General features: G+C 64.3%; 36 protein-coding genes and 1 tRNA gene. 15 read left to right on the top strand and 22 right to left on the bottom strand.

Annotation, left to right across the window (positions count from 1 at the left end):
- The first annotated feature begins 55 nt into the window (after positions 1–55).
- From AC4K8G_RS00705 to AC4K8G_RS00695, 3 genes are read left to right on the top strand one after another with little or no spacing between them, the layout of a single operon-like run.
- Complete coding sequence (locus AC4K8G_RS00705; protein WP_491732271.1) at positions 56–793, top strand: ThuA domain-containing protein; 738 nt, start codon at positions 56–58, stop codon at positions 791–793.
- A 56-nt stretch (positions 794–849) separates the two neighbouring features.
- Complete coding sequence (locus AC4K8G_RS00700; RefSeq protein WP_491732270.1) at positions 850–1,293, top strand: Rid family hydrolase; 444 nt, start codon at positions 850–852, stop codon at positions 1,291–1,293.
- Positions 1,294–1,316: 23 nt separating this feature from the next.
- Positions 1,317–2,048 carry a dimethylarginine dimethylaminohydrolase family protein gene (locus AC4K8G_RS00695; RefSeq protein WP_491732269.1) on the top strand — a complete coding sequence of 244 codons (732 nt, stop codon included), beginning with the start codon at positions 1,317–1,319 and terminating at the stop codon, positions 2,046–2,048.
- On the opposite strand, the gene AC4K8G_RS00690 is transcribed toward AC4K8G_RS00695, so the two are convergent.
- Complete coding sequence (locus AC4K8G_RS00690) at positions 2,045–3,916, bottom strand: M3 family oligoendopeptidase (RefSeq protein ID WP_491732268.1); 1,872 nt, start codon at positions 3,914–3,916, stop codon at positions 2,045–2,047. The genes AC4K8G_RS00695 and AC4K8G_RS00690 overlap by 4 nt on opposite strands.
- A 115-nt stretch (positions 3,917–4,031) precedes the next feature.
- Here AC4K8G_RS00690 and AC4K8G_RS00685 point away from each other — a divergent pair, with 115 nt between their 5' ends.
- Together AC4K8G_RS00685 and AC4K8G_RS00680 are read left to right on the top strand one after the other, a co-directional pair.
- Positions 4,032–4,334: an ArsR/SmtB family transcription factor gene (locus tag AC4K8G_RS00685; RefSeq protein WP_491732267.1), complete on the top strand. Its 303-nt coding sequence runs from the start codon at positions 4,032–4,034 to the stop codon at positions 4,332–4,334.
- Positions 4,331–4,813 (top strand): SRPBCC family protein, encoded by a 483-nt coding sequence (locus AC4K8G_RS00680; protein WP_491732266.1) that lies wholly within the window; start codon positions 4,331–4,333, stop codon positions 4,811–4,813. The genes AC4K8G_RS00685 and AC4K8G_RS00680 overlap by 4 nt, the downstream gene beginning before the upstream one ends.
- Here AC4K8G_RS00680 and AC4K8G_RS00675 read toward each other — a convergent pair.
- The 7 genes from AC4K8G_RS00675 to AC4K8G_RS00645 all read right to left on the bottom strand — a co-directional run bounded on the left by AC4K8G_RS00675 (position 4,810) and on the right by AC4K8G_RS00645 (position 10,148).
- Positions 4,810–5,796, bottom strand: coding sequence for an aldo/keto reductase (locus AC4K8G_RS00675; protein ID WP_491734377.1), 987 nt, complete (start codon positions 5,794–5,796; stop codon positions 4,810–4,812). The genes AC4K8G_RS00680 and AC4K8G_RS00675 overlap by 4 nt on opposite strands.
- 10 nt (positions 5,797–5,806) lie before the next feature.
- Positions 5,807–6,094 (bottom strand): DUF167 domain-containing protein, encoded by a 288-nt coding sequence (locus AC4K8G_RS00670; protein WP_491734376.1) that lies wholly within the window; start codon positions 6,092–6,094, stop codon positions 5,807–5,809.
- Complete coding sequence (locus AC4K8G_RS00665) at positions 6,090–7,637, bottom strand: DHA2 family efflux MFS transporter permease subunit (protein WP_491732265.1); 1,548 nt, start codon at positions 7,635–7,637, stop codon at positions 6,090–6,092. The genes AC4K8G_RS00670 and AC4K8G_RS00665 overlap by 5 nt, the downstream gene beginning before the upstream one ends.
- A 7-nt stretch (positions 7,638–7,644) precedes the next feature.
- A complete protein-coding gene (locus AC4K8G_RS00660) occupies positions 7,645–8,703 on the bottom strand; it encodes an HlyD family secretion protein (protein WP_491732264.1) in 1,059 nt (352 codons plus the stop codon).
- Positions 8,700–9,143, bottom strand: a complete 444-nt coding sequence (locus AC4K8G_RS00655) for a MarR family winged helix-turn-helix transcriptional regulator (protein WP_491732263.1) — start codon at positions 9,141–9,143, stop codon at positions 8,700–8,702. The genes AC4K8G_RS00660 and AC4K8G_RS00655 overlap by 4 nt, the downstream gene beginning before the upstream one ends.
- 107 nt (positions 9,144–9,250) lie before the next feature.
- Positions 9,251–9,324, bottom strand: a tRNA-Gly gene (locus tag AC4K8G_RS00650).
- A 53-nt stretch (positions 9,325–9,377) separates the two neighbouring features.
- A complete protein-coding gene (locus tag AC4K8G_RS00645; protein WP_491732262.1) occupies positions 9,378–10,148 on the bottom strand; it encodes a competence/damage-inducible protein A in 771 nt (256 codons plus the stop codon).
- A gap of 46 nt (positions 10,149–10,194) precedes the next feature.
- Here AC4K8G_RS00645 and map point away from each other — a divergent pair, with 46 nt between their 5' ends.
- Together map and AC4K8G_RS00635 are read left to right on the top strand one after the other, a co-directional pair.
- On the top strand, positions 10,195–11,022 hold the full coding sequence (gene map, locus AC4K8G_RS00640; protein WP_491732261.1) for a type I methionyl aminopeptidase: 828 nt from the start codon (positions 10,195–10,197) through the stop codon (positions 11,020–11,022).
- A 31-nt stretch (positions 11,023–11,053) separates the two neighbouring features.
- A complete protein-coding gene (locus AC4K8G_RS00635; RefSeq protein ID WP_491732260.1) occupies positions 11,054–11,434 on the top strand; it encodes an acyl-CoA thioesterase in 381 nt (126 codons plus the stop codon).
- Here AC4K8G_RS00635 and AC4K8G_RS00630 read toward each other — a convergent pair.
- Positions 11,431–12,099: an alpha/beta hydrolase family protein gene (locus tag AC4K8G_RS00630; RefSeq protein WP_491732259.1), complete on the bottom strand. Its 669-nt coding sequence runs from the start codon at positions 12,097–12,099 to the stop codon at positions 11,431–11,433. The genes AC4K8G_RS00635 and AC4K8G_RS00630 overlap by 4 nt on opposite strands.
- Positions 12,100–12,846, bottom strand: a complete 747-nt coding sequence (locus AC4K8G_RS00625) for a phosphocholine cytidylyltransferase family protein (RefSeq protein ID WP_491732258.1) — start codon at positions 12,844–12,846, stop codon at positions 12,100–12,102.
- Between the two features lie 73 nt (positions 12,847–12,919).
- Here AC4K8G_RS00625 and AC4K8G_RS00620 point away from each other — a divergent pair, with 73 nt between their 5' ends.
- Together AC4K8G_RS00620 and AC4K8G_RS00615 are read left to right on the top strand one after the other, a co-directional pair.
- Positions 12,920–13,258 carry a P-II family nitrogen regulator gene (locus tag AC4K8G_RS00620; RefSeq protein WP_491732257.1) on the top strand — a complete coding sequence of 113 codons (339 nt, stop codon included), beginning with the start codon at positions 12,920–12,922 and terminating at the stop codon, positions 13,256–13,258.
- Positions 13,258–13,464 (top strand): helix-turn-helix domain-containing protein, encoded by a 207-nt coding sequence (locus tag AC4K8G_RS00615; protein ID WP_491732256.1) that lies wholly within the window; start codon positions 13,258–13,260, stop codon positions 13,462–13,464. The genes AC4K8G_RS00620 and AC4K8G_RS00615 overlap by 1 nt, the downstream gene beginning before the upstream one ends.
- Here AC4K8G_RS00615 and AC4K8G_RS00610 read toward each other — a convergent pair.
- Both AC4K8G_RS00610 and AC4K8G_RS00605 read right to left on the bottom strand, forming a co-directional pair.
- A complete protein-coding gene (locus AC4K8G_RS00610; RefSeq protein WP_491732255.1) occupies positions 13,458–13,856 on the bottom strand; it encodes an EF-hand domain-containing protein in 399 nt (132 codons plus the stop codon). The genes AC4K8G_RS00615 and AC4K8G_RS00610 overlap by 7 nt on opposite strands.
- Before the next feature lie 93 nt (positions 13,857–13,949).
- Positions 13,950–14,375, bottom strand: a complete 426-nt coding sequence (locus AC4K8G_RS00605) for an EF-hand domain-containing protein (protein ID WP_491732254.1) — start codon at positions 14,373–14,375, stop codon at positions 13,950–13,952.
- 156 nt (positions 14,376–14,531) lie between these two features.
- Here AC4K8G_RS00605 and hemF point away from each other — a divergent pair, with 156 nt between their 5' ends.
- Both hemF and AC4K8G_RS00595 read left to right on the top strand, forming a co-directional pair.
- Complete coding sequence (hemF, locus tag AC4K8G_RS00600) at positions 14,532–15,374, top strand: oxygen-dependent coproporphyrinogen oxidase (protein ID WP_491732253.1); 843 nt, start codon at positions 14,532–14,534, stop codon at positions 15,372–15,374.
- Complete coding sequence (locus AC4K8G_RS00595) at positions 15,371–15,982, top strand: GNAT family N-acetyltransferase (protein WP_491732252.1); 612 nt, start codon at positions 15,371–15,373, stop codon at positions 15,980–15,982. The genes hemF and AC4K8G_RS00595 overlap by 4 nt, the downstream gene beginning before the upstream one ends.
- Here the strand turns inward: AC4K8G_RS00595 and AC4K8G_RS00590 are convergent.
- Positions 15,928–16,731 (bottom strand): DUF7847 domain-containing protein, encoded by an 804-nt coding sequence (locus tag AC4K8G_RS00590; protein ID WP_491732251.1) that lies wholly within the window; start codon positions 16,729–16,731, stop codon positions 15,928–15,930. The genes AC4K8G_RS00595 and AC4K8G_RS00590 overlap by 55 nt on opposite strands.
- Positions 16,732–16,782: 51 nt before the next feature.
- Between AC4K8G_RS00590 and lipB the strand changes: the two genes are divergently transcribed.
- The 3 genes from lipB (at position 16,783) to AC4K8G_RS00575 (ending at position 18,229) form a co-directional block, all read left to right on the top strand.
- Positions 16,783–17,478: a lipoyl(octanoyl) transferase LipB gene (lipB, locus tag AC4K8G_RS00585; RefSeq protein WP_491732250.1), complete on the top strand. Its 696-nt coding sequence runs from the start codon at positions 16,783–16,785 to the stop codon at positions 17,476–17,478.
- 84 nt (positions 17,479–17,562) lie between these two features.
- Positions 17,563–17,808, top strand: coding sequence for a hypothetical protein (locus tag AC4K8G_RS00580; RefSeq protein WP_491732249.1), 246 nt, complete (start codon positions 17,563–17,565; stop codon positions 17,806–17,808).
- A gap of 100 nt (positions 17,809–17,908) precedes the next feature.
- On the top strand, positions 17,909–18,229 hold the full coding sequence (locus AC4K8G_RS00575; protein ID WP_491732248.1) for a hypothetical protein: 321 nt from the start codon (positions 17,909–17,911) through the stop codon (positions 18,227–18,229).
- Positions 18,230–18,233: 4 nt separating this feature from the next.
- Here AC4K8G_RS00575 and queE read toward each other — a convergent pair whose 3' ends face one another.
- The 5 genes from queE to hslO all read right to left on the bottom strand — a co-directional run bounded on the left by queE (position 18,234) and on the right by hslO (position 21,413).
- Entirely contained in the window at positions 18,234–18,866 is a 633-nt protein-coding gene (gene queE, locus AC4K8G_RS00570) for a 7-carboxy-7-deazaguanine synthase (RefSeq protein ID WP_491732247.1), read from the bottom strand.
- Complete coding sequence (gene queC / locus AC4K8G_RS00565; RefSeq protein ID WP_491732246.1) at positions 18,863–19,531, bottom strand: 7-cyano-7-deazaguanine synthase QueC; 669 nt, start codon at positions 19,529–19,531, stop codon at positions 18,863–18,865. Before queC ends, queE begins: the two co-directional genes overlap by 4 nt.
- The gene (locus tag AC4K8G_RS00560; RefSeq protein WP_491732245.1) at positions 19,528–19,878 is read right to left on the bottom strand and encodes a DUF3147 family protein; all 351 of its coding nucleotides are present in this window, start codon (positions 19,876–19,878) and stop codon (positions 19,528–19,530) included. The genes queC and AC4K8G_RS00560 overlap by 4 nt, the downstream gene beginning before the upstream one ends.
- 157 nt (positions 19,879–20,035) lie before the next feature.
- On the bottom strand, positions 20,036–20,446 hold the full coding sequence (locus AC4K8G_RS00555; protein ID WP_491732244.1) for a DUF3617 domain-containing protein: 411 nt from the start codon (positions 20,444–20,446) through the stop codon (positions 20,036–20,038).
- A gap of 61 nt (positions 20,447–20,507) precedes the next feature.
- Complete coding sequence (gene hslO, locus AC4K8G_RS00550; RefSeq protein ID WP_491732243.1) at positions 20,508–21,413, bottom strand: Hsp33 family molecular chaperone HslO; 906 nt, start codon at positions 21,411–21,413, stop codon at positions 20,508–20,510.
- Positions 21,414–21,521: 108 nt separating this feature from the next.
- On the opposite strand from hslO, the gene AC4K8G_RS00545 reads away from it, so the two are divergent.
- Positions 21,522–21,704 (top strand): hypothetical protein, encoded by a 183-nt coding sequence (locus AC4K8G_RS00545; RefSeq protein ID WP_491732242.1) that lies wholly within the window; start codon positions 21,522–21,524, stop codon positions 21,702–21,704.
- A gap of 6 nt (positions 21,705–21,710) precedes the next feature.
- Here AC4K8G_RS00545 and AC4K8G_RS00540 read toward each other — a convergent pair whose 3' ends face one another.
- The 4 genes from AC4K8G_RS00540 to AC4K8G_RS00525 form a co-directional block, all read right to left on the bottom strand.
- Complete coding sequence (locus tag AC4K8G_RS00540; protein WP_491732241.1) at positions 21,711–22,901, bottom strand: aspartate aminotransferase family protein; 1,191 nt, start codon at positions 22,899–22,901, stop codon at positions 21,711–21,713.
- Positions 22,902–23,045: 144 nt separating this feature from the next.
- Positions 23,046–23,456 (bottom strand): hypothetical protein, encoded by a 411-nt coding sequence (locus AC4K8G_RS00535; protein WP_491732240.1) that lies wholly within the window; start codon positions 23,454–23,456, stop codon positions 23,046–23,048.
- 158 nt (positions 23,457–23,614) lie between these two features.
- The gene (locus tag AC4K8G_RS00530; protein WP_491732239.1) at positions 23,615–24,124 is read right to left on the bottom strand and encodes a hypothetical protein; all 510 of its coding nucleotides are present in this window, start codon (positions 24,122–24,124) and stop codon (positions 23,615–23,617) included.
- An 89-nt stretch (positions 24,125–24,213) separates the two neighbouring features.
- Positions 24,214–25,056 carry an ABC transporter permease gene (locus AC4K8G_RS00525; protein ID WP_491732238.1) on the bottom strand — a complete coding sequence of 281 codons (843 nt, stop codon included), beginning with the start codon at positions 25,054–25,056 and terminating at the stop codon, positions 24,214–24,216.
- Positions 25,057–25,105 lie beyond the last annotated feature (49 nt).

Below are 25,105 nucleotides of genomic sequence, written 5' to 3'. Positions count from 1 at the left end.
GCGAGGGGCGGTTGGGGCTTTCCCAGCCGCCCTTTTCGATTCTAGTCTGCGCGATATGCCCCGCCTGATCCTCCTGCTCGTCGCGCTCGCGTTCGCGATCCCCGCCGCCGCCGCGCCCAAGGGCGCCATCCTCATCTTCTCCGGCACCACCGGCTATCGCCATGATTCGATTCCCGCCGGTATCGAGGCGGTGAGCGCGCTGGCCAAACAGCGCGGCCTTACCGTCATCGCCAGCGAAGACCCGGCGGTCTTCTCCACCGCGAATCTAAAGCGCTACCGCGCCGTCGTGCTCCTGAGCTGTACGACCGACCCGAAGAATGCCGCGTCCGAATGGCTCGTTGGCGATCGCCGCGCCGCGCTTCAGCAGTTCGTCCATCGCGGTGGCGGGATCCTCGCCATCCATGCGGCGGCGGATTCGCACTACCATTGGCCCTGGTACGGCAAGATGATCGGCGGCCATTTCGCCCGCCACCCTGCGGGGACGCCCTCCGGAATCGTCGCCCTGGCCTCGCCGCCGAACGCGCTCGTCGCGGGACTGCCAAAGGCCAAGCGTCGTACCGACGAATGGTATTATTTCGACGATTACGACCCGACATCGCGGCTTCTGGTGACGCTCGATCCCGCGTCGATCGGCGAGACGGACATCAATCCCAATCCGATGGCGTGGGCTCGCGAAGTCGAGGGCGGCCGCGTCTTCTACACGGCGATGGGCCACACCAAGGAAAGCTATTCCGATCCCTATTTCCTGCGACTGGTCGGCAACGGCATGGACTGGGTGCTGAGGCGCAAATAACGCCGCAGCCGATCCTCAACAGGAGCAATTGCATGACTAGCCTGTCCGCCTGCCTAATGAGTTTACTTGCCCTCCCCGCTGCGGCTCACGCGGGGGCGCGGCAGGAAGCGACAGTGCTGCTTTCGCAAAACCCTGAAGAGAGGAAGTTCCAAGAGGATTGGGGCTATGCCGATGCCGTCGTGACCGGCGACACAATCTACCTGTCCGGCGTCGTCGCAGGCCCGCGCCCGGGCGAGACCGACCTCACCCTTGGCTATGATCGGGCGTTCAAGCGGATCGGCGCGATCCTTCAGCGCGCGGGCGTTAGCTGGGACGACGTCGTCGACATCACCAGTTTCCACACCGACCTGACGACGCAGATGCCGGCGATCGTCGCGGTGAAGAAGAGGTACATTACCGGCGCGCCGCCCGCCTGGACCGCGATCCAGGTGGCACGCCTGATTCCGGACACCGGCATCACCGAAATCAAGATGGTGGCCAAGCTGCCCAAGTCGCACTGATGCCACGCGCTTTCACCCGCGCCGTGAGCCCGCGTCTCGCGGAGTGCCAGCTGACCCACCTCGAGCGCGTGCCGATCGACGCCGCCAAGGCCGCGGCGCAGCACTCCGCCTACGAGGAAGCGCTCCGCGGTGCGGGGTTCGAGATCATCCGCCTGCCCGAGCTTCCCGACGATCCGGACGCGGTGTTCGTCGAGGATACGGCGCTGATCCTAGGCCAGCATGCAGTGATTACGCGCCCGGGGGTGGCTCCGCGCGCGGACGAAGTGGACTCCACGGCCCAAGGGCTGGACGGCTATTTCGAGATACACCGGTTACAGTCGGGTCACCTCGACGGAGGCGACGTCCTGCGGATCGGCAAGCGGCTGCACGTCGGAACCTCGACCCGCACCGATGCGGCGGGGATCGCCGCGCTCGCCGACCTGGTCCATCCCCTCGGCTATGAGGTGGTGACGGCCAGCGCGGGCGCGTGCCTTCATCTCAAGACCGGCGCAACCTACGCTGGCGATGGCGTCCTGCTCTACGACGCGCGATCGATCGACCCGTCGCAATTCGCCGGCATCGAGCCCGTCGCCGTCGACGAACCTGCGGCGGCCAACTGCGTGCTCGCCGGCGACCGGCTGATCCTTCCCGCGGGCAACCCGCGCAGCGCGGACGCGCTGCGAAATCGCGGCTTCACCGTCGTCGAGGTCGATGTCTCCGAGCTTCAGAAGGCCGAAGCCGGAGTCACGTGCATGAGCCTGATCGACGAGCGCTAGAGCAGCGCTTCCGCCTGATCCAACACCTTCGAGAAGCTGCTGACGATCAGCTGGTACGGCTCCGCGGTGGCCATATCGAGCCCGCCCTTCTTGAGCAGGTTATAGCCATAGTCCGACCCGCCGGCGCGCAGTACGCTGAGATAGCGGTCGCGGTCGGCCGCCGTCCCATGCATCACCTTCTGCGCAAAGAAGTTCGCCGCTGTGATCGAGGTCGCATACTGCCAGACGTAGAAGCCGAAATAGAAGTGCGGGATCGCGGACCACTCCGCGCCATAGTCATTCTCGATCCGCACGTTCGGCCCGTGGTAGCGGTGCAAAAGGTCGAGGTAGATCGCGGCCATCTTCTCGCCCGACAGTCCCTCGCCCTTGGTGGCGAGGTCGTTGATGGCGAGCTGGAACTCGGCGAACATCGACTGGCGGAAGAAGGTCCCGCGATAATTTTCCATGATCGTGCCGAGATAGAAAAGCTTGTCTTCCTTGGTCTTGGCGCGCTCGACCATCATGTTCGCGAGCAGCAGCTCGTGGCAGGTCGACGCGACTTCCGCGGTGAAGGTCGGATAGTTGGAGAGCTCATAGGGCTGCGCGGCATTGGCGAGCATAGAGTGCATCGCATGCCCCCATTCGTGGGCATATTCCGAAACGCCGCCATATTTGTCGGTGAGGTTCAGTAGCAGGTACGGGTGAACGTCGAACGCGCCCGGGTCCATGTAAGCGCCTGACGCCTTGCCCGGCCGCGGAAAGGGATCGACCCACGGCTTCGCGCTCGAAGCAAGGAAGAGCTTCACATAGTCGGGACCCAGCGGAGCAATCGCCTCGGACGTCAACTTCCGCATGTCCGCCAAGCTGTAGGTCCGCTCGGACTTCACCAGCGGCGGATAGATGTCCCAATAGCCCATGTCGGAAATGCCGAGCATCCGGGCGCGCAGGGCGAAGTAGCGGTGCAGCACCGGAAGCCCGCGATTGGTTTCGGCGATCAGCGAGCGATAGACCGCTTCGGGCAGGTTCGCGCCATTGAGCGCCGCCTCGAGCGCGCTGTCGTAATGCCGCGCCTTGGCGGTGAATAAAGCGCCCTTCGCCTGAGCGGCCAGCGATGCGCCAAGCGAGTTCTCGAACGCTTTGTAGCTCGCCCAATATTTGTCGAAGACCATCTTCCGGTCTGAGCGCACCGGCGAGGTGCGCGTCTGGTTATAGCCTTGGTCATCCAGGCGAACCGTTTTGCCGTCGCTCATCGTCACGGTCGGCCGCGGAATGTCCGAAGAGGCGAGCTGGTCGCGAATGTCCTGGGGCCCGGCGAGCGGCGTGCCGGCAGACGCCAGCAACTGCTCTTCATCCGGCGACAGAGTGTGGGGTGCCTGGCGCAGGGTATCGCGAAGCCCGAACGCGAACTTGTTGAGGCCCGGGTCGGCGGCGATCAACGCGTTCACGCGCGCAGCGCCCAGCGCGACGATTTCCGGATTCGCCCATGCGGTCGCTTCGCCCAGCGCCGTGAACACGTCCTGCGCCTTCTGCTTGCGTTCCTGGTTCGGCGCGACGCGGCGGTCTTCATCGGCCTTGAGCGACGCATAGCTGTAAAGCCGCGATGCGCGCCGGTTGAGGTCCGATCCGGCCTGCAACGCGGCCTTGAGCGTCGCCGCGCTGTCGCCGAGCTTGCCCTGATATTGCTTGAGTGACGGGATCGCCGCCATGATCGACTGGCGCTCCGTTTCCCATGCAACGTCGGTCGGGAAGATGTCGCGCAGGTCCCAGGCCGCGCCAGCCGAGTCAGCCGCAGCCGCGGCTTGCGCGAATAGAGCGCTCGGCGTTGCGGAAGCAATCGCGCCGGTGGCGACGGTGCCAAATAGAATCTCGCGGCGTGAAATATCGAACATCTGCCTCTCCCCTGGATCGGCAGCGGCTTCGCACGGCAATTCCCGTTTCGCCAATGTCGTTCGACGAATGAATGTAAGTATTGACTTACCGTAAGTATTTGCTTACCTCAGGGCCATGGACAACCGAGCTTTCGCCGCTCTCGCGGACCCCACTCGCCGCTCCGTTTTCGAGCAGATTGCCGAACGGCCGCAGAGCGTCGGCGCGCTCGCCGCAGGTCTTCCGGTGAGTCGCCCTGCGGTATCGCAGCACCTCAAGGTTCTGAAGGACGCCGGGCTGGTGATCGACGAGGCGCGCGGCGCATCGCGCGTCTACCGGATCGACCCCAACGGGCTTGGCCCAATGCGCCGCTGGCTCGACCAGCAATGGGAACGCAGCCTCGACAATTTCAAACGGCTTGCCGAACAGGAGGATCAATGAACGACCTTGCCCAGCAGCGCATTGCCCCGGCCGCGATCCGCAAGACGGTGACCGTGAACGCGCGCATCGACCGCGCCTTCGCGGTGTTCGCGACGCGCATGGGCGAATGGTGGCACAAGGAGCATAGCATCGCTCGCGACACCACGCAGGTCGACGTCGTGGTCGAGCCGCGGGCGGGTGGCCGCTGGTACGAGAAAGGCGCGGACAGTTCGGAATATGACTGGGGCCGGGTCATCGCCTACGAGCCCCCGCACCGCCTCGTACTTGCCTGGCAGCTCACGCGCGACTTCGCTTACGACCCCAACTTCGAAACCACGGTCGAGATCAGGTTCGAGGAGCAGGACGGTGCCACCATCGTCCACTTCGAGCATCGCGACCTCGAGCGCATGGGAGCCGATGCGGTTCAGACGCTCGAAGGCATGGACGGCGGCTGGGGCATGCTCCTCGACCTATTCAAGGCCGAAGCTGAGCGCGCCTAGAGGTTGACCGCTGCCATGCCCTGCGCGTGGTAGCGATCGCCTGAAGCAGCGCCCGGCGGAAGGATCGCGTCCAATCGCTCCAAGTCCGCATCGCTGAGCTGAACATCCAGCGCGCCGATATTCTCGTCGAGATATTTGACGTGCTTCGTGCCGGGGATTGGAATGACGTCGTCGCCCTTCGCCAGCACCCAGGCGAGCGCGAGCTGTGCGGTCGTGCAGCCCTTCTCCTGGGCAAGTTTCTCGACTTCGCGGACGAGGTCGAGGTTCTTCTGGAAATTCTCGCCCTGGAAGCGCGGATGGTTCTTGCGGGCATCGCCCTCCGGGAAATCGTCCGGCGACTTGAATTGTCCGGTGAGGAATCCGCGCCCTAGGGGCGAATAAGCGACATAGGCGATGCCGAGCTCGCGCACAGTCGGAAGCACTTCGTCCTCGGCGTCGCGGCTCCATAGGGAGAGCTCGGTCTGCACAGCGCTGATCGACGAGGTTGCGTGCGCAGCGCGGATCGTGTGCGGAGCGGCTTCCGACAGGCCAAGAAAACGGACCTTGCCCTCGTCCTTCAGCCTGGCCATCTCGCCGACCGTGTCCTCGATCGGCACCTTGGGATCGACGCGATGCTGGTAATAAAGATCGATCACCTCGACCCCGAGCCGCTTGAGGCTCGCTTCGCAAGCCGAGCGCACATATTCGGGATCGCCGCGAACGCCGAGGAACTCGCCGTTCGGCCCGCGCACGTTGGCGAACTTGGTCGCCAAGAAGACCTGGTCGCGGCGGTCGCGGATCGCCCGGCCGACCAGTTCCTCATTTTTGCCGACGCCGTACATGTCGGCGGTGTCGAGGAAGTTCACGCCACGCTCGATCGCGTGATGGATGGTGGCGATGGATTCCTGCTCGCTGCCGCCGACGTAGAAATCGCTCATGCCCATGCAGCCAAGGCCGATGGCCGAGACTTCCGGGCCGCTCTTTCCGAGCTTTCGTTTTGCGATTCCGAACATCTTATTCTCCCTTTTTGTCAGCCAGCCGCCTGGCAAGCTCCTCAGCCCCAAATGGGATCGCGACGCGCTTGTTACGACTGGTTGCCCCGGAAATGATCGTTACTTGGCCACGGCTGATCCCAAGCGCCTTCGCGAGGACCTTCACGACCGCTTCGTTCGCCGCCCCGTCCGCAGGTGCTTGGGCGACCCTTATTTCCAGCTCCTTGCGCCCATCGGCACCTCGCGCCACCCGCCTATGCCGGGCCTGGCCGAACGCGGCGCGACCCTGATTGCGACGGTGGCGCTCAATCCATCGCCACGTGCTGCGGCCCGCCGCCCTGGTTGCCGCGCTTCATGAACAGCAGCAGCGGCAGCACGGCGAAGGTGACGATCATCATCAGCTTGAAATCGTCGAGATAGGCGATGAACAGCGCCTGCTTGGTGATGATGCCGTTGATGTAGGCGAGCGCCGCCGGGCCCGCGACCGGCGCGATGGCCTGCAGCACTTCGGGTTGCGCGGTCGGGATGGTCTGCTGCGTGATCTGCGTCGCCATGTCGGCGTGCGCGACTTGGGTCATCCGGACCAGCTGCGTGCTGACCACCGAGATGCCGACCGAACCGCCGATGTTGCGCGACAGGTTGAGCAGCGCGGCCGCAGTCGTCCGCATGCGCGGCGCCAGCGTCTCGAACGCCAGGCTTTGCAGCGGAACGAAGATCAGGCCGAGCCCGAGTCCCTGGACGAGGCCGCTCATGATCACCGGGCGCGACGGCTGTTCGATCGCGAAGCCGGTCATCATGTACAGCGACACGCCCATCAGCACGACGCCGAGGCCGACCAGCAGGCGCGCATCGATCTTGCCGGTCAGCCGGCCGGCGAGCAGCATCGAAAACAGCGTCCCGACGCCGCGCGGGGCGGTCAGGAAGCCCGACTGAAGCACCGAATAGCCGTACATCGTCTGGAGCAGCGGCGGCAGCAGCGCGAGGCCGGCGAGGAGCAGCACGCCGGTCACCGCCATAAACACCAACCCCGTCGCGAAATTGCGGTCGGCGAACATCGACCGTTCGAACAGCGGATGCTTGGAGGTCATCATGTGGACGACGAACATCCACGCCGCGCCGACCGCGAGGCCCGCTTCGACGATCGTCTCCCAACTTGCGAACCAATCGTTCTGCTCGCCGCGGTCGAGGCAGAACTGAAGCGCGCCGAGCGCGATCGCGAGCAAGGCGAAGCCGAACATGTCGAACTTGCGCTCGTGCGTCTCGGTCTTGGGCATGAAGCGCAACATGATCAATATGCACAGGATCCCCACCGGGAGGTTTACCAGGAACACCCAGCGCCAATTGTAATTGTCGGTCAGCCAGCCGCCCAGCACCGGGCCTAGGATCGGGCCGATCATCACGCCGCCGCCGAACAGCGCCATGGCCTGCCCGTGCTTCTCGCGCGGATTGATGTCGAACAGGGTCGCCTGGGCGAGCGGGACGATGAACGCGCCGCCGACGCCCTGGAGCGCGCGGAACACGACCATCTCGCTCAGCGAAACCGCGGTCGCGCACAGCACCGAAGCAACCGTGAACACGACGACCGAGATCAGCAGCAGGCGCTTCCGGCCAACCTTGTCGGCGAGCCAGCCGCTGATCGGCAAGGCGATGGCGGATGCGACGATGTAACTCGTGAGCACCCAGTTGATCGTGTCCTGCGTCGCGCTGAGGCTCGCCTGCATGTGCGGCAAGGCGACGTTGGCGATGGTCGTATCGAGCACCTGCAGGAGCACGGCCATCATCACCCCGATGGTGACGATCAGCCGCTCGCCGCTGGGCAGCGGATGGGTTGCAACACCGGGCGCGTCGGCCATCGGGCGCTTATTTCTCGTTGAAATAAACGGTGGCGTTGACCGACAGGCCGGCAATCATCGGTTTTGCCGGATGCCCGTCGAACGCGATTCGGACCGGCACGCGCTGGGTGACCTTGACCCAATTGCCGTTGGCGTTCTGCGCCGGCAGCAGCGAGAATTCGCTCCCCGTGCCCGCGCCGATGCTCTGGACGTGCGCGTCGAACTTCTGTCCGGGATAGGCATCGACCTCGACCTTGGCCTTCTCGCCCGGAACCATGCGGCCGACGTCCTTCTCCTTGAAATTGGCCTCGACCCAGGCGGTGCTGCTGTGGACCAGCGAGACCACGCCGATGCCGGTCACGGCCATCTGGCCGACCTGCAAATTGTCAGCATTTTCGATCACGCCGTCGGTCGGCGCGCGGATCTGGGTCCGCGACAGGTCGAGCTTGGCCTTGTCGACCGCGGCCTGGGCCTGGGCGATCGACGGCTGCTCGCCCGGCGCAATCGCGGCGTGAGCGTTGGCCGCCCGCGCCCGCGCGTCTGCGAGATCCTGCTCGGCGGTCCGCACTTCGTTGAGCGCATCCTCATAGTCGGCGCGGGTCGTGAAACCCTGCTTCAGGAGAGCTTGCTGGCGAGCGAGTGCGTTCTTCTTGATCTGCACACTGGCTTGCTCGCCGACGATATCCGCTCCGGTTCCCGAAGCTTGAGTCCGAAGGACCGAGGTCTGCAACCGCGCGGCTGACAGCTGCGCCTCGGCTTGCTCGAGCGCGACGCGGAACGGGGCGGGATCGATGGTGAACAGCAAATCGCCGCGCTTCACCTGGCTGCCGTTGCGGACATAGACGTGCTGCACGGGGCCGGCGACCTGCGGGCTCACGGACACGATATCCTGCTTTATCTGCGCATCGTCGGTCGACACGCTGCCACCGCTGGTCAGCCAATAATAGCCGCCGAGGACAATCAGGATCGCCGGCACGATCAGCATCAGGACGGTGCGCATCGATACGCCGCCAAGCTTGCGCTTGACCACGGGAGTCTCCGCGGTCGCCGCGGCGCCGGTCATGGGTTCGGTGGCCATCTTGTTCATTGGTTCGCTACCTTGCTCATCACGGCGAACTGTCCGGCGCGCTCGCGCACGAGCGCAAGGACGCGGCGGGTCGTCTCAATGTCTTTCGTGTCGATTCCGGCAAACGCTTCGGCGGTCATCTCGTCGGCGATCGCCCGCAGCTTCTCGACCAGCGGCTTCGCTTTCGCGGTCACATGCAGGCGCCAGGCGCGGCGGTCGGCCGGATCTGCCGAGCGCTCGATCAGCCCGGCTTCCTGCAGCCGGTCGAGGATTCGGGTCAGCGTGATCGGCTCGATATCCAACATGTCGGCGAGCTCGACCTGCCGGATGCCCGGCTTACGGCTTAGCTTGAACAGCACCTTCCACTGCGCGCCGGTGACGCCGAGCGCGGCCGCGCGGCGCGTGAACGCCTTGCGCAGCGCATGCGCGGTCTCGCCAATCTCGGGAAGAATCGTTTCCATGTGCAACGGATATAGTAAGCTTGCTTATATTATGCAACGCCACAAGCCACCCCAACGCGTCGCCGGACGTGAAGTTTCGTGAAGTTTTTGTCAGGCCTGCGGGATTTTGGAGCGGGTAGCGGGAATCGAACCCGCGCGTTCAGCTTGGGAAGCTGACAGGCTACCATTACATCATACCCGCGGCGCCGTGCGACGAGTTAGGTTGCCGCCTAAGATGCGTCAACGACGCTGGACTTAAAGCCCACCTTCGACCGGATCGAATCCCGCCTCCCGCAGGCGCTCTGCTAGGTCTTCGCCCGTCGCCCGCGCGAGGTCGCCATCTTCGGATCGGATCACGAAGTTGGAGCCGTGGCGGCCGTCCTTGAAGAACGGGTAACTGCCGATAGCGACGCCCGGATGGGCATCCTCGGTTTCCTTGAGAAGTACGGCGACGTCGCTTTCGGGCGCCCTCGCCCCGACGGTCACCGACACCACCGGCTTGCCGCCTTCGAGCTTGCCGGTCAGCGCACCGAGCATCGCGGCGGCGATATAGGGCACGCCGGCGAGGATATAGACGTTGCCCATTTTGACGCCCGGTGCGCCCGAGCTAGGGTTCGGAAGCAGCTCGGCCCCTTCCGGCACCCGCGCCATGCGAAGCCGCGTTTCGGTCAGCTGCAGCCCGTCGGCGCGGTTGCGGTAATGGTCCTCGAGCATCCGCCGCGCTTCGGGATGGACGATCACCGGCACGCCGAACGCGGCCGCTACGGCATCGACCGTAATGTCATCGTGGGTCGGACCGATGCCGCCAGTCGTGAAGAGATAATCGTGCGCCGCCCGTAGCTCGTTCACCGTCTCGCCGATCCGCTCCATGTCGTCGGGAACGATCCGCACCTCCGCCAAACGGATGCCATGATCGTTCAGCCAGGTCGCAACTTGCGCGACATTCTTGTCCTGGGTCCGGCCGGACAGGATCTCGTCGCCGATTACGGCGAGCGCGGCGGTCCAGGTCTTTTCGCTATTTCCCACGCGGCTCTCCGGTGACTTCGGGCGCCCGAATGCCTATCTACGCGCCATGACTCAATACATTACCGTCGCCGCCGACGACCGCGTCGAAGCTCGCAATGGCGTGATCAAGCTTCACGGACCCGAAGCGTTCGAAGGCATGGGCCGCGCCGGCCGGCTTGCGGCCGAGATCCTCGATGCGCTGGTGCCGTACGTCGTTCCCGGCGTCGCGACACAAGAGTTGGACGACATCGTTCACCGCATGACCCTCGATGCGGGCGCGGTCCCCGCGACGCTCGGTTACCGCGGCTACACCAAGAGCTGCTGCATCTCGGTCAATCATGTGGTCTGCCACGGCATCCCGGGGGAAAAGACCCTCAAGGACGGGGATATCGTCAACATCGACGTGACCCCGATCGTCGACGGCTGGCACGGCGACACCAGCCGCATGTACCTGGTCGGCAATGTGCCGATTAAGGCGAAGAAGCTGGTCGACGTCACCTACGAATGCCTGATGCTGGGCCTTGAGCAGGCCAAGCCCGGCAACCATCTCGGCGACATCTCCAACGCTATCCAGCGCCATGCCGAATCGCATCGCTACAGCGTGGTTCGCGATTTCTGCGGCCACGGCGTCGGCCGTCTGTTCCACGACAGTCCCGAGGTCGTTCACGCCGGCCGGCCCGGCACCGGCCCTGAGCTTAAGCCGGGCATGATCTTTACTGTAGAGCCCATGATCAACATCGGCCGTTCCGATGTGAAGATGCTGGATGATGGCTGGACCGCGGTCACCCGCGATCGCTCGCTCTCGGCCCAATTCGAACATTCGATCGGCATTACCGAGACGGGCTGTGAGATCTTTACGAAGAGTCCGAAGGGGCTGGACCGTCCACCCTATTGACACATGTGTCAGCAGGTGAGAGCCTGTCGACATGTTCCGTCACCCTGTTGCGATAGAGCCCTGCGACATCGACCACATGGGTCATGTGAACAATGCCGTGTACCTGAAGTGGGTGCAGGACGCGGTGGTGGATTATTGGCGCAGCGTCGCACCGCCTGACGCGGTCGCGTCGCACCTGTGGGTCGCCCTCAAGCACGAGATCACCTACCTGCGGCCGACCTTCCTCCAGGACAATGTCGTGGCAGAAGTCATCGCCGAGAAAGTCCAGGGAGCCCGGGCCTTCTTCCGTACCGTCGTGCGCCGCGGTGAGGATGTGCTCAGCGAAATTCAGAGCTGCTGGTGCTGTCTAGATGCCGCAAGCCTGCGCCCTGCCAGACTGGCACGCGACGTAACCTCCCGCTTCCTTCCCTAGGCGAGCTTCTTCATCCAGCCGGCGACTGCATCGAGCGCTTCGGCTTGCGCCTGCTCGGCTGTCCGCCCGCTCTTCGCAGGCACGCGAAGGCCATGGTCGGCATCGTCGATGACATGGAGCGTGGCTCGCTTGCCCAGATCCTTGACCATCGGCTTCAGTAATTCGATCTCGGCCAACGGGTCGCGCGACCCGGATACGAACAGCATCGGGATTTCGACATTCTTTAGGTGCTCGGCACGTTCAATGCCCGGCTTGCCGGGGGGATGCAGCGGGAACCCGAGGAAGGCGAGCCCGCGAACGCCGGGTAGCGGCGCAACCGACTGCGCTTGCGCGGTCATACGCCCGCCGAACGATCGGCCGCCCGCGAACAGGGGCAGGTCCTTGGCCATCTCGCCGGCAGCTCCCACGGCCGCGCGCACGGCGACTTGGGCGATCCGTGGCGGATCGGGGCGCTTGGTCTTCTTTTCCATGAACGGGAAATTGAAGCGCAGCGTCGCAATGTCCCGCGCCGCCAGCCCGTCCGCATAAGCGACCATGCTTGGGTGCATCATGCCCACGCCCGCGCCATGCGCGAACACGTAGAGCGCCTTGGCGTTATCCGGGCGAAGCAGCAGGCCCGTCACTTGCTCGTTGGCGAAGCGAAGGTCGACCTTGGTCCGTTGCATCTAAGCCGCCACCCTGGCTGCTGCGTCCCACCGCGCGGTTAGCTCGCGTGCGTTATCGACGTCGGGCGGGAAGTCGACCTCGCCCCATTCCTCCCCTTGGATGTCCAAGGTCGAAACCTCCTGGCTCTGCGCCATGTGATTGATCACCCGAAGGTACCAGATCGTGGTGCCCTCGCTCGTCCGCATCGCGGCCTCGATCGCTTCGCGAAATTGCTCGGCGCCGCCGCCGCGGAACGCCAGCAGGCCGATCGATTCGGCGTTGACGCCCTCGCTGATGCGCTTGCCGATCGCCTTGAGCCGCCCGCCCTCTTCGACCACCTTCATGTCATCGTCGTCGTAGCCGTCGGTCTTGCGGTCGATGGTCACGCAGATGCCGGAACGGTCGTTGCCGACAACCTTGGCCATCAGTGCGCGCGACACCAACGTGTCGCCGTTCCACACCAGGCAATCGCCGCTCAGCTCTTCCCGCGCCATGTACAGCGAGCCGGTATTGTCGGCGACCTTGTAGAACGGGTTGAAGATGGTGCGGACGCTCGGTCCGCCGCTGCGCTTCGCGAGCGCTTCCTCGATCCGGTCGTCGTGAAACCCGGTCACGACCACCGCTTCATGGATGCCGTTGGCTTCGAGCGTGTCGAGCTGGCGGTCGAGCAAGGTCCGGCCGTTGAAGTCGATCAGGCACTTCGGCCGGTCGTCGACGAGGTGGCCGAGCCGTGATCCCTGGCCGGCGGAAAGAATGATCGCTTTCATGGCGCGCCACTGCCTAGCAAATACGGCGGTGATTGGGCATTAGCGGTTCGGGCATTCGCATGAGGGCTTCCGGGTGAAGAAGATCGAAGCAATCATCAAGCCGTTCAAGCTGGACGACGTCAAAGACGCGCTCCACGACGTCGGTGTTTCCGGGATCACGGTCGTCGAAGTGAAAGGCTTCGGGCGCCAGAAAGGCCATACCGAGCTCTATCGCGGCGCGGAGTATGTGATCGACTTCCTGCCCAAGGTGAAGGTCGAGGTGGTGGTCGAAGACAGCCTCGTCGACAATGCCGTTGAGGCGATCGAGAACGCCGCCCGGACCGGCCGCATCGGCGACGGCAAGATCTTCGTCCTGAACGTCGAGCAGGCGATCCGCATCCGCACCGGCGACCGCGGCGCCGACGCCATTTGATGGACGAACGCCTCGCTTCCATGTCGCCCGACGAGCTTCGCTCGGCGATGCGTAGCCTCGGCTACCGCACGCAGAACGACCTTGCCCAGGCGATCGGGGTATCGCGCTCTGCGGTCAGCCTGTGGCTCGAAGGCAAGGTCGGAGTCCCGCGCCCAGTCGCAATGCTACTAAGGATGCTCGTCGCCGCCCAGCGTCGCGCTTACTGACGCGCAGCCTGTCGCGCGGCCCGCGCCGCGTCGCGCTCTGCAGCGTTAACAACGCCGTCATGATTGGTGTCTTCCGCATCGAAGCGAGCGAGCGCCGCCGCTTCGAACTGGGTCAAGGTCAGCGATTGCGCGGTTCCGAAGGTACGCTCGATCATGTGACCGCGCCCGCCCATTTGCTGGACGACTGCCTCGGCCTCCTGCCGAGTGAGAGTCCCGTCATGATTAGTGTCGAGCCGCTGGAACATCGAGTCGGAGAATTGTTGCGCCTGCTGGCGAGTCATGTCCTGCGGAAGGGCGCTCTGCGTTGGTGGCGCCTGCGCTGGTGCCTGTGCGCCTGCCTGGGTCGAAGCCACGGCCACGCCGATTGCACCCACGATAGCCAATTTTTTCATCTAAAAAGCCCTTCCCGCCGCTGTCGCCCGACTCACTGGCCGGTCCCGCGTGAACGCTGGATTTATTCCCGCATTTCCGCACATTAACTCTGTCTAGTGGTCCTTCTCCACGCGGTGCCGGCCCTCTTGCCGCTCGGCGGCGGTCAGTATCCCGTCATGGTCGGTGTCCATCTGGTCGAAATGGGCGAGCATGACCTGCTCGAATTGCCGCCGGTTGACCGACGAGGCGCTCTCCAGCGCATGCTCGAAATATTTGAGCGTATGGCCACCGATTCCGGGGGCGCGATCTTCTCCAGTCGCCAGGCGCTGGGCCATCAACCGGGAGCCGGCAGCACGGGCCTCGTCGCGGGTCAGTACACCCTCGTGATCAGTGTCGAGCAGCGTGAACAAGCGATCGGCGCGCTGAACCGCCATTGGCCGGGTGATGTCGTGGTCAGCTGCTCGATCGCTGGAAGCAGCGCCGACGGACGGCGCGGAGAGGATCGTCGCGCCGAGCGCGAGGGTGGCTAGCAACTTCATTCTCGGTCCTTCCTTGCAGGCGCGGTTGCGCCGATCCGGACCCCCTGTCCGTCACGCTCTTGGCCGGTCGCGCGTGAAATCTCGGTTTAAGCCACATTACATCTCGGTCAGGCGAGCGACTTGCGTCCGGGCGCGGCGGATCGCATGGGGCGCGCCATGGCTCCGCTCGACGACCAGCAACAGGCAGCGCGCGACTGGTTCGAAGGTCTGCGCGACCGCATCTGCGACGCGTTCGAAGGGGTCGAGCGCGACGCAGGCAGCGACGCCTCGTTCCTTTTCACGCCTTGGGATCGCACCGATGCCTCGGGCGAGCCTGGCGGCGGCGGAGTCCGTGGCCAGATGGCCGGCAAGGTGTTCGAAAAGGTCGGTGTGAACGTCTCCACCGTCGGCGGCACCTTCAGCCCGGAATTCGCGAAATCGATCCCCGGCGCCGAGGAAGACCCGAGCTTCTTCGCAACTGGCATCAGCCTAGTGGCCCACATGGCCAACCCGCATGTGCCCGCGGTCCACATGAACACCCGCTTCCTGACCACGACCAAGCGCTGGTTCGGCGGCGGCGCTGACCTCAATCCGGCGACCCCGTATCCCGAGGACACGGAGGCCTTCCACGCCCGGCTCCGCGCGGCCTGCGCCGCGCACGACCCAACCTTCTATCCGCGCTTCTCCAAGTGGGCCGAGGAATATTTCTGGCTTCCGCACCGTAACGTCGCGCGCGGTGCCGGCGGCATTTTCTACGACCATCTCGAAGATCATTTCGATGCCCATTTCGCCTTCACGCGCGACGTCGGCGAGGCGTTCCTCGATATTTTCCCGCAGCTCGTCCGCAAGCGCATGGAAACGCCGTTCACCGATGAGGACATGGAGCGGCTGCTCGAATTTCGCGGCCGCTATGTCGAGTTCAACCTTCTCTACGACCGCGGCACCTTGTTCGGGCTCAAGACCGGCGGGAATATCGACGCGATCCTGATGAGCCTGCCGCCGCTGGCGAAGTGGAAATGAGTTACGAGGCGGTCTCGAACGGCGACCTTGCGGCTGTCGTCACCTATCTCGAAATGCTCGCACCGCCGGCGGCCGGCGTGCCTCAGTCGACCCTTCAGCTCAGCCGTCTCTCGAGCCCGACCGCAGAGCAATATCGGGCACTGTTCCGCAAGGTCGGATCGCCGTGGCTATGGTTCTCCCGCTTGGTGATGCCGGACGAAGAGCTCGAAGCCATCATCCGCCACCCCGATGTCCTGCTCTTTGAAGTCGCAGCCGTGGAAGCGGTGGTCGGCATGCTCGAACTCGACTTTCGCGAGGAGGGCGAGTGCGAGCTCGCGTTCATCGGCCTCGTCCCCGAGCTGGCCGGGCGCGGGCATGGCAAATGGCTGCTCACCGAGGCCGTTCGCCGCGCCTGGCGCGAAGGCGTCGCCCGCGTTCACGTCCATACCTGCTCGCTGGATCATCCGGCGGCGCTGTCCGCCTACCGCCGCGCCGGCTTCACGCCCTACAAGCGCGCGATCGAGCGCTTCCCCGACCCGCGCCTGCTCGGCATTTTACCGGGGGATTGCGCCCCTCAGGTCCCGCTTTTGGGGACGGTGGCCCGGCTGTCCGCCCCGCCCGCCAGCTGAGCGTAAATCCGCGCCAGCATCGTGAAGAACATCACGGAGAAAATGGCACTCAGGAACTGGCTTGCGATCGCGATCAGAAGCCCGCCCACCGTCATCGGCCCGACGTCATCGAAAACAATCTTCACCAGCGCGCCCATAATGAACGCGACAGCGCCGAGCAGGACCATAGCGGCGATACCGACCAGTAAAACAAAGGCGAACAGCCGCCACCAGTTTCCTGCAGTGAGGGACCAGCTGCGTCGCAGTATGTGGAGGGGATTGGCGCTTTCCAGGCTGGCGACGGCGCCGGTCAACATTAGGCGGACCGTCAGGAAGAACGCCGCGAACGACACGACCAGCAAGCCTATCGCCACACCGAGCGAAGGATGCTCGGGATCCTTCTTCAGAAGCCCGACGAAGAGGCCCAGCACAAGGACCAGTGGGATCGCCCACAACAGGAATGCGCCAACATAGGATGGTAGCCGCTTGAAGCCGTGGCTGACCGCTTCGCCCACGGAAAGGTGGGGACCCGTCGCCAGGCGCATGACCGATAGCTGGCCCACAAACGACATCAGCACCGCGAAAGCGGCCACGGCAATCCAGGGACCGGCGGGTGGCAGTTGATCCGCCGGCGCTTCCGGCATGGTAACGTCGAGGATCAGTCCAGGCAGAACGAACAGGGCAAGAGCGACAGACACCAACAGCCGGCCGTCCACAGCCAGTACCCCCTTGGTCTCATCCCATGCCCTGGATAGCGAAATCTTGTTCATCCCCGTCCTCTCTCTTCACTCTCGGCTTACGGAGAGGTGGCGGCTGGCGCAATGAGGCTTGCTCCGGCCAGCCAGCAACGCCATCTGCCCTTTGTGAACGATATCGAATGGATCGCGAGCGCTGCGCCTGTCCCTTATGAGGAGGCGCTGGCCTTCATGCAGGACCGCGCGGCTGCGATCCGCGATGGCACCGCATCCGAATGCGTCTGGCTGCTCGAGCACCCCCCCTTATTCACCGCCGGCACGAGCGCGGACCCGGCCGAGCTGTTCAACCCGATGCATTTTCCCGTCTACGAAGCGGGCCGCGGCGGGCGCTACACGTATCACGGTCCCGGCCAGCGGGTCGTTTACCTGATGCTCGACCTCGAAAAGCGGGGGAAAGACATCCGCTGCTTCGTCCATGCGCTTGAACAATGGATGATCGACACGCTCGGTCAGTTGGGCATTTCCGCTCACCGTGCCGAGGGTAGGATCGGCATTTGGGTCGGCGAGGGCGCGGACGAAGCCAAAATTGGGGCCCTGGGCGTCCGCGTGAAGCGCTGGGTAACGCTCCACGGCATGGCCCTGAACGTCGCGCCCGACCTGACTCATTTCGCCGGCATCGTGCCCTGCGGGATCGCGGAATATGGCGTGACGAGCCTTGTCGAACTTGGGAAACAAATCCCGCTTGAAACGGTTGATGCGGCCCTGAAGCAGAGTTTCCGTCCGTTTCTCAAGAGCTTGCAAGGTGCATGCAAAGTCTCTTGATGGATACTCCTGCTTCAGACTATTGTCCGCGCGATTTGCGAAGCGGGCGACCGCTCTCAGATCGCAATAAATAGGGAGTCTTGAATGCGTGCTCTTATCCTGGTCGCCGGTGCGGCCCTGGCGGTTGCCGCTTGCAGCAGCAACGACAACGCCAACAACACCATGAACGTCGACGAGAATCTTGCGACGACGGACATGAACGCAACTGACATGAACGCGACGATGGACATGAACGCTGCTGCGGACGCCAATGCGGCGGCCGATGCGGCGAACTCGGCTGCGGACGCTGCGAACAGCGCCGCCAACGCCGCGACCAACAACGCGATGTAATCTGGCGCCCCCGTTCACGGGGGGCGTTGGCTTTTGAAGAGGCTGCCGGTAACTGCCGGCAGCCTCTTTTTTTGCCTGACGCAAATCTTTCGGAGCACTCATGCGCATCGCCATTGTTGCCGCCGCCCTCGCCCTTGCCGCCTGCTCGAACAACGGCCAGGCCGACAACACGCAGAACGTCGATGAGAATCTGACGGCCGAAAATATCGTTTCCAACGACGTGACGGCGATCGATGCGGTGACCGGGGATGCGGCCAACATGGCTGCCGACGTCGATTATTCTAACCTTGCCGATAACAGCCTCGACAACATGCTGAACGAAGGCGACGCCAAGGTCCCCGCTAAGTCTTCGCGGAGCAAGCCTCAGGCCGCCGCGCCGGCATCCAACCCGACCTCAAACGCGACGACCAACGCCGAATAAGCGATCAGGCTAGCCCGACGACCTTGTGGGTTTGAAGGCTGAGCCGCCATTTCGGCCGCTCCATCGCGAGCTCGATCGCGGCTTTCACCGCTTCTTCCCGCCCCTCGCAGTCCATCGGCTGCACCAGGAAATGGCGGAAGTCCCAGCATTCGAGCTCCGCCGGGTCGATTCCCGCCTGCGGCCACACCAGCTTCAATTCGTCGCCTGAGCGCTGGACTACCTCGGTCCCCGCCTTCGGGCTGACGCAGATCCAGTCGATTCCCTCGGTTGCGGGCAGCGTACCGTTGGTCTCCACCGCTACGCGAAATCCGCGGCTGTGAAGCGCGTCGAGCAGCACCGCGTCCAGCTGGAGCATCGGTTCGCCGCCGGTGATCACCACCAGTCGCTCCTCCGCGCCCTCACCCCATAGCCGCTCGACTTGCACAGCCAGCGCTGAAGCATCGGCGAACTTGCCCCCGCCCTCACCGTCCGTTCCGACGAAATCGGTGTCGCAGAAGGTGCATTGCGCCGCTGCCCGGTCCTGCTCGCGTCCGGACCAGAGGTTGCAACCGGCGAAGCGCAGGAACACGGCCCTCGCGCCCGATTGCACGCCCTCGCCCTGCAGGGTCAGGAAGCATTCCTTGACCGCGTAAGTCATGCGTAGACCGTCGGATCCTCGATGCCCGCCTCGGCAAATCCCTTGGCGCGCAGCCGGCACGCATCGCATTGGCCGCAATGCCGTCCATCAGCCTGCGGATCGTAGCAGCTGTGGCTGAGCCCCGCGTCGAGCCCAAGCCGCTCTGCCTCTCTCGCGATATCGGCCTTAGTCATGTGCTGCAGCGGCGCATGGATCGCGAAGCCTTCGCCTTCCACGCCGGCCTTGGTCGCGAGGTCAGCGATCTTCTGGAACTCGGCGATGAATTCGGGCCGGCAATCGGGATAGCCTGAATAATCGAGCGCGTTGACGCCGATGAAGATATCGCGCGCGCCGCTTGCCTCGGCGAGGCCAAGCGCGAGGCTGAGGAAGATCGTGTTGCGCGCGGGGACGTAGGTGACCGGGATGCCCTCCCCGACACCATCCTTAGGGACCGCAATGTCGTCGGTGAGCGCCGATCCACCGAACGCGCGCAAATCGAGCGGGAGCACCACGTGCCGCTCCGCGAGGTCAGCCGCGATAACGTTTGCCGCCTCCAGCTCGACGCAGTGCCGCTGGTTGTAATCGACCGTCAGCGCAATGACGCGAAAGCCTTGCTCGCGCGCAATTGCCGCGCACACCATCGAGTCGAGCCCGCCGGACAGCAACACCACGGCGCTCTTGCTCATAGCTTGAGCCCCAGCCGCGGGGCCGCCCAGAACATCAGCGCGTAGAGCGCCAGCGTCATCCCGACCACGATTGCGAGTGCGGCCCAAAATCCCACGCCCGACCGCAGTAGCCACGGCAGCGCGATGAACAGCGGGATCGAGGGCATGAAAAACCAGATGGTGCTGACCGACAGCTCGGCGACCCGCTCCGGTTCGCCCGAATCACGCCACAGCCAGATCATCGCCAGTAACGACGTCAGCGGCAGCGAGGCGACCAGCCCGCCCCAGCCGGGATAGCGCCGCGCAATCTCCGACACCGCCGCGACGATCGCGCCGGAAATCGCGGCCTTGATGAATAGGTAGACCATTGCTCGCGCGATCTAGTCGCGCTTGGCCGACAAAAGAAGGGCCGCCCGCCAGAAGGCGAAGCGGCCCAGTGATCGGGCCACTACTCGCCCGATTGGGAGGAAAGCGTGCCAAATCCGGCACACCAACTCATTTAGACTGATATGGTTAAACGCCGCCTTAATGGCGTGCAGATGAAGCGCTTTTTGCGCAATCGCCCACGCGCCGCGCCTGCAGCACATAATTGAACGGCAGCCCGTCGGAGATTCCCTGCGTGCTGATCCGCAGCGATCGCGGCGTCAGCACGTCGATCTGCGTGCGGCCGAAGTCCGCGCCGTGGCAGGTATATTGGATGATCGTCGAGTTCCCGTGATCGCTCAACGTCTTGGCCGTGCAGTTTTTGGTGCGATGCTCGAACTGCGCGAGCGTCTTGAGATCCGCGACGCACTCCCGCACGGGCGCCTTCGATCCCGGAACGCCGCTCAGCTCCCATTCGCCGGGGCTGGTCATGCCAAGCGCTCCCGGCTGCTGCGCAGCCGTCAGCAGTAACAGGCCGCTTGCGGCGGCGACTATGAGGGCCGAGCGAGTCATCGTGGCGACATTTATCACGCCATTGTTAGCCGGTGAAAATTAAAACAGCAGTTAAAGTCCCTCAGGAACTCACTTCTTTGGGCTCGATCGAAAAGCTCGACGAGCAGAAGGCGCAATCGACTCGGATCAGCCCGTCGTCGCCGACCATTTCAGCGCGCTCATCCTCGGGAAAGCGGGCAATCACCGAGCGCACATAAGCCGGGTCGCAGCGGCAGCCGCGCTTGAGCTCGATCGATTCGAGCGTCCGGACCTCGTCCTCTTCATGGAACAGGCGCCAGATGAGGTCGTCGAGCGGAAGCGTCGGGTCGGTCAGCTCCTCGGCCTTCACCGATCCGCCGAGAATGGCGACATGCGGCCAGTCCGGGTGGTCGAGCCGCGTGTGCAGCCGTTCGCGGCCTTCTTCGCCCTCCGGCAGGTGCTGGAGCAGCAGTCCGCCCGCGTGCCAATGGTCGTCGCGCTTCTCGGCCGCGAGGCGTACCAGGCTCGGGATCTGCTCGGATTGCGCGAAATAGCTTTGCGCAGCCTCGCCCAAATTCTTGCCCTCGAGCGGGACAATGCCCTGGTAGCGCTCGGCGGCAACCGGCTGGTCGAACGTGATCGCGAGGTAGCCCTTGCCGAATAGCTGCTCGAGTGTCGGGTGATCCGGCAGCTCTGCCACTAGGTCGGCATCGTGGCGGATGTAACCGCGCAGTTCGCCGCGCAGGTAATCGCACACCATCAGGTCGATCGCGCCGCCCTCGGTCTGCGCCTGGAGGGTCAGCTGCCCCTGCGATTCCTTGAGCAGCGAGCCAAGCAGCGCGGTCAGGGTCAGCGCCTCGGCAAGCAACTGCTCGATGACGGGTGGGTAATTGTGGCTGGCGAGAACCGTATCGACGACGCTTCCCAGGCGCGCGATCCGGCCACGCGCGTTGCGCGATGGGATTGCGACGCCGAGCGCGACGTCCGAGTTGAGCTGAACTGCAGGCATGGGGGAAAGATAGGTTCGGTTGGCGGAGCCGACAACCGAGACGCTTGATGAGACCCCTCAACTGTCGACATTCGTCTCCGCCGCGGGTTCGTGATAGCGGCTTGAAACATGGCATCGGCAATCGATCGGGCGTTTGAACTGGCTAAATCGGGTCAGTACCGCAGCGTCGCTGAAATATTCCGGCACTTGGCGCCCGAGGATCGACCGATCCTCGAAGCGCACCTTGCCGAGCCGGACGCTCGGCGACAGCTGATCCTGATCTGCAGCGACGCCTGGCTGGCGACCCAGTAGCAGTTCTCAAGCAGCGGCGGCGGGAACCTCATATTCCGCGGCTGCTGCCGAAAGCGTCTCCACGAACTCGCGGATATGTTCTTCCTCGATATTCAGCGGCGGGAGAACGCGCATCACGTTGTCGCCGGCGGCGACCGCGAGCAGGCCCTTGGTCCGCAGATACGTCACGAAGGCCCGGCTGTCGGTCTTCATCTTGACGCCAAGCATCAGGCCGAGCCCGCGGACGCTTTCGAACAGATGGTCGTGGTTGGGGATCATCTGCTCGAGCGCGGAGCGCAGGCGCTCGCCCTTCTGCTTGACCTGGGCGAGGAACTGCTCGTCCGCGACCACGTCGAACACGGCCTGGCCGGCGGCCATCGCTAGCGGGTTGCCGCCATAGGTCGATCCGTGGGTGCCGATGACCATGCCCGCGGCCGCTTTTTCGCTCGCCAGGCAAGCGCCCATCGGGAAGCCGCCGCCGATACCCTTGGCCGAGGCCATGATGTCCGGCGTCACCCCATAATGCTGGTACGCGTAAAGCTCGCCAGTTCGCGCAACGCCGCACTGGACCTCGTCGAACACCAGCATGAGGTCGTGCTCGTCGCAGGCGGCGCGAAGGCCGGCCAGGAACTCGTGGGTCGCCGGGCGGATGCCGCCCTCGCCCTGCACGGGCTCGAGCAGGAAACCGGCGGTATTCTCGTCGATCGCTGCAAGCGCGGCCTCCAGGTTGTTGAACTCAACGACCTTGAAGCCCGGCAGCAGCGGCGCGAAGCCGTCGATCATCTTCGCCTGGTCGGTGGCGCTGATCGTCGCCATCGTCCGGCCGTGGAAGGCGTTCGAAAAGCTGATCAGGTCATGCTTATGCGGATTGCCCTTGGCGTAGTGATAGCGGCGCGCGGTCTTGATCGCGCACTCGACCGCTTCGACGCCCGAATTGGTGAAGAAAACCGTGTCGGCGAAAGTCAGGTCGCACAGCCGCTTGGCGAACGCCTCGCCCTGCGGCGACCCGTAAAGGTTCGACACGTGCATCAAGGTCGCCGCCTGGTCCTGGATCGCCTTGGTCAGGTGGGGATGGCCGTGGCCCAAAATGTTGACCGCAATGCCTGCCGCAAAGTCGAGATACTTCTCGCCCTGCTCACCGTAGAGATACGGACCCTCGCCGCGGACCGGGCGGACCGGCGAGCGGGGATAGACGGGCATGAGCGGCGTAATGGCCATTGGAGTGCGGCTCCTTGGAAATAGCTGTGGCGGTTTCGAGCGGCCCCCCGGCCGCTGCTCCCGGCGCCTATAGCCAGCGGCCCCAAAAAGGAAAAGGCGCGCCGGATTTCTCCGACGCGCCCTCTCTTTGAGCCTTATCGCCGATTAATGGCGGCGATGGCGGCCGTAGCGGTTGTTCCAGTCGTTCGCCTCACGCGCGACGCGGCGCTGGAGGTTGAAGATCTGGGTCTCCAGGCTCCGCGCTTCGCGCGCCGAAATGCCGTGGCGCTGGGCGCGGAAGATGCGACGCTGCAGGTTCTCGGCCTGGACGTCCAGGCTCCGCGCTTCACCGCGCGAGAGCACGCGGCGGTCGCGCATCACGCGAATGTCGGCGCGAACCCGCTGCACCCGGTCGGCCATCGAACGGGCAAAGTTGATGCCGTTGAAGTTGTAGCCGTAGTTGTACGGATTGTACTGATAGACGGGCGGCGCCCACTGCACGTACTGTGCGGTGGCCGGAGCGGCGACTGCCAGGGCCGAGCCCGCGGCAATGATCGGAATAAGAAACTTACGCATTTTCGCTCTCCTTATGTTGAGCAACTGTGCCGCCCTTATGCCAAGCGCCGCGTGTGGCGGCGCTGAACGGGCGTGTTAGCTGCAATTCATCAGCCTTAACGAAAGGGCGCCGCGAATTGCTCCGCAGCGCCCGTCTTTTGGCCGTAAGGTGACAGCGCTTAGTCGTCGTCGCGGTCGTAACCGTGATCGTCGTCGCGGTCGTGCCCACGATCATAATCATGGTCGCCGTCGCGGTCGCCGTTCCCGTAATAAGCGCCGCCATTGTAGCCGTTGTAGCCGTTACCGTAGCCGGCGTTCCCGTAACGGCCATAGCCGCGCTGCATCGCATAGTTCACGCGCTGCTCGAGCCTTGCGATCCGCTGCTGGATGTCATTGGCCTCGTAGGGGTTCAGGCCATTGTACTGGGCAGCCCGAAGGCGCCGCTCGATGCTCCGCGATTCATCGCGCAGCCGCTGGGCCGACTTCCCGCGAACACCCATGTAGCGGATGCGATTCTGGACCGCGTCGATACGCTGCTGCAGCGCGCGCGCCTCGCCATAACCATTGTTGTAGCCATAGCCCTGCGCGCCATAGCCATATTGCTGCTGCGGATAATATTGCGCGACGGCGGGGCTGGCGACCACGAGAGCCGCACCGGCAGCGGCGAGGGAAATCAGGAACTTACGCATCACGGCTCTCCTTTGAGCGGGTTGATGCGTGGGTTGTGCGCCGATTCGATTGATGCAGGTCTGAACGGCGCGGTTATTCGCGGTTCAGATCAGTTCTTGATCTTCCAGCCGCTCTTCAGGAGAGCGTAGCAGGCCGCCCACAAGATCACGTTCACCGCGAACAGCCCGAGCGCGCCCACCCACAAGGGCGAATCGCTGGTCCCGAGGAAGCCCGCGCGGAAACCGGAGATGATATAGAAAAACGGGTTGGCATGGCTCACCGCCTGGAAGGCGGGCGACAGCTGGTGGACCGCGTAGAAGGTCCCGCTTAGCAGCGACAGCGGCGTGACCACGAAGTTGCTGACCGCCGCGGCATGATCGAATTTCTCCGCCCACACCGACGTCAACAGTCCGAGGAACGACAGCAGCAGCGCGCCCATTAGGCCGAACCACAGCACGAGCTCGGGCCGCCGGATGTCGACCGAGACGCCGGGCCACACAAGCATCGCCAGCCACACCGCGAATCCGACCAGGAAAGCGCGCGTCACCGAAGCTCCGATCATCCCCGCAATCAGCTCGCCGGTCGAAAGGGGCGGCATCAGATAATCGACGATATTGCCCTGAATCTTGCCGACCAGCAGCGAGAAGCTCGAATTGGCGAAGGCGTTCTGGATCATCGCCATGACGATCAGGCCCGGCGCAAGGAAGGTCGCGAACGGCACGCCCATGATCATGCGCCCGCTCCTGCCCAGAGCGACGGTGAAAATGACCAGATAGAGCAAGGTAGTGATGGCCGGCGCCCACACGGTCTGCATCTGGACCTTGAAGAAGCGCCTCACCTCCTTGATATAAAGGGTCTCGAGGCCACCCCAATTGACGCCCTTCAGCACCGGCTTGCCCGGCGCGTGGCGCACCCAATTGTCGGATTGATTGTGGGCAGGCTGGTCGTTCACTGGTGAGGCGCCTATCGGCTGGGTGCCTGCCGGGCAAGTTTGGAGCTGA

This window comes from Sphingomonas sp. SP3 (assembly GCF_058514305.1).
This window is presented reverse-complemented; position numbering and strand designations above follow the sequence as displayed.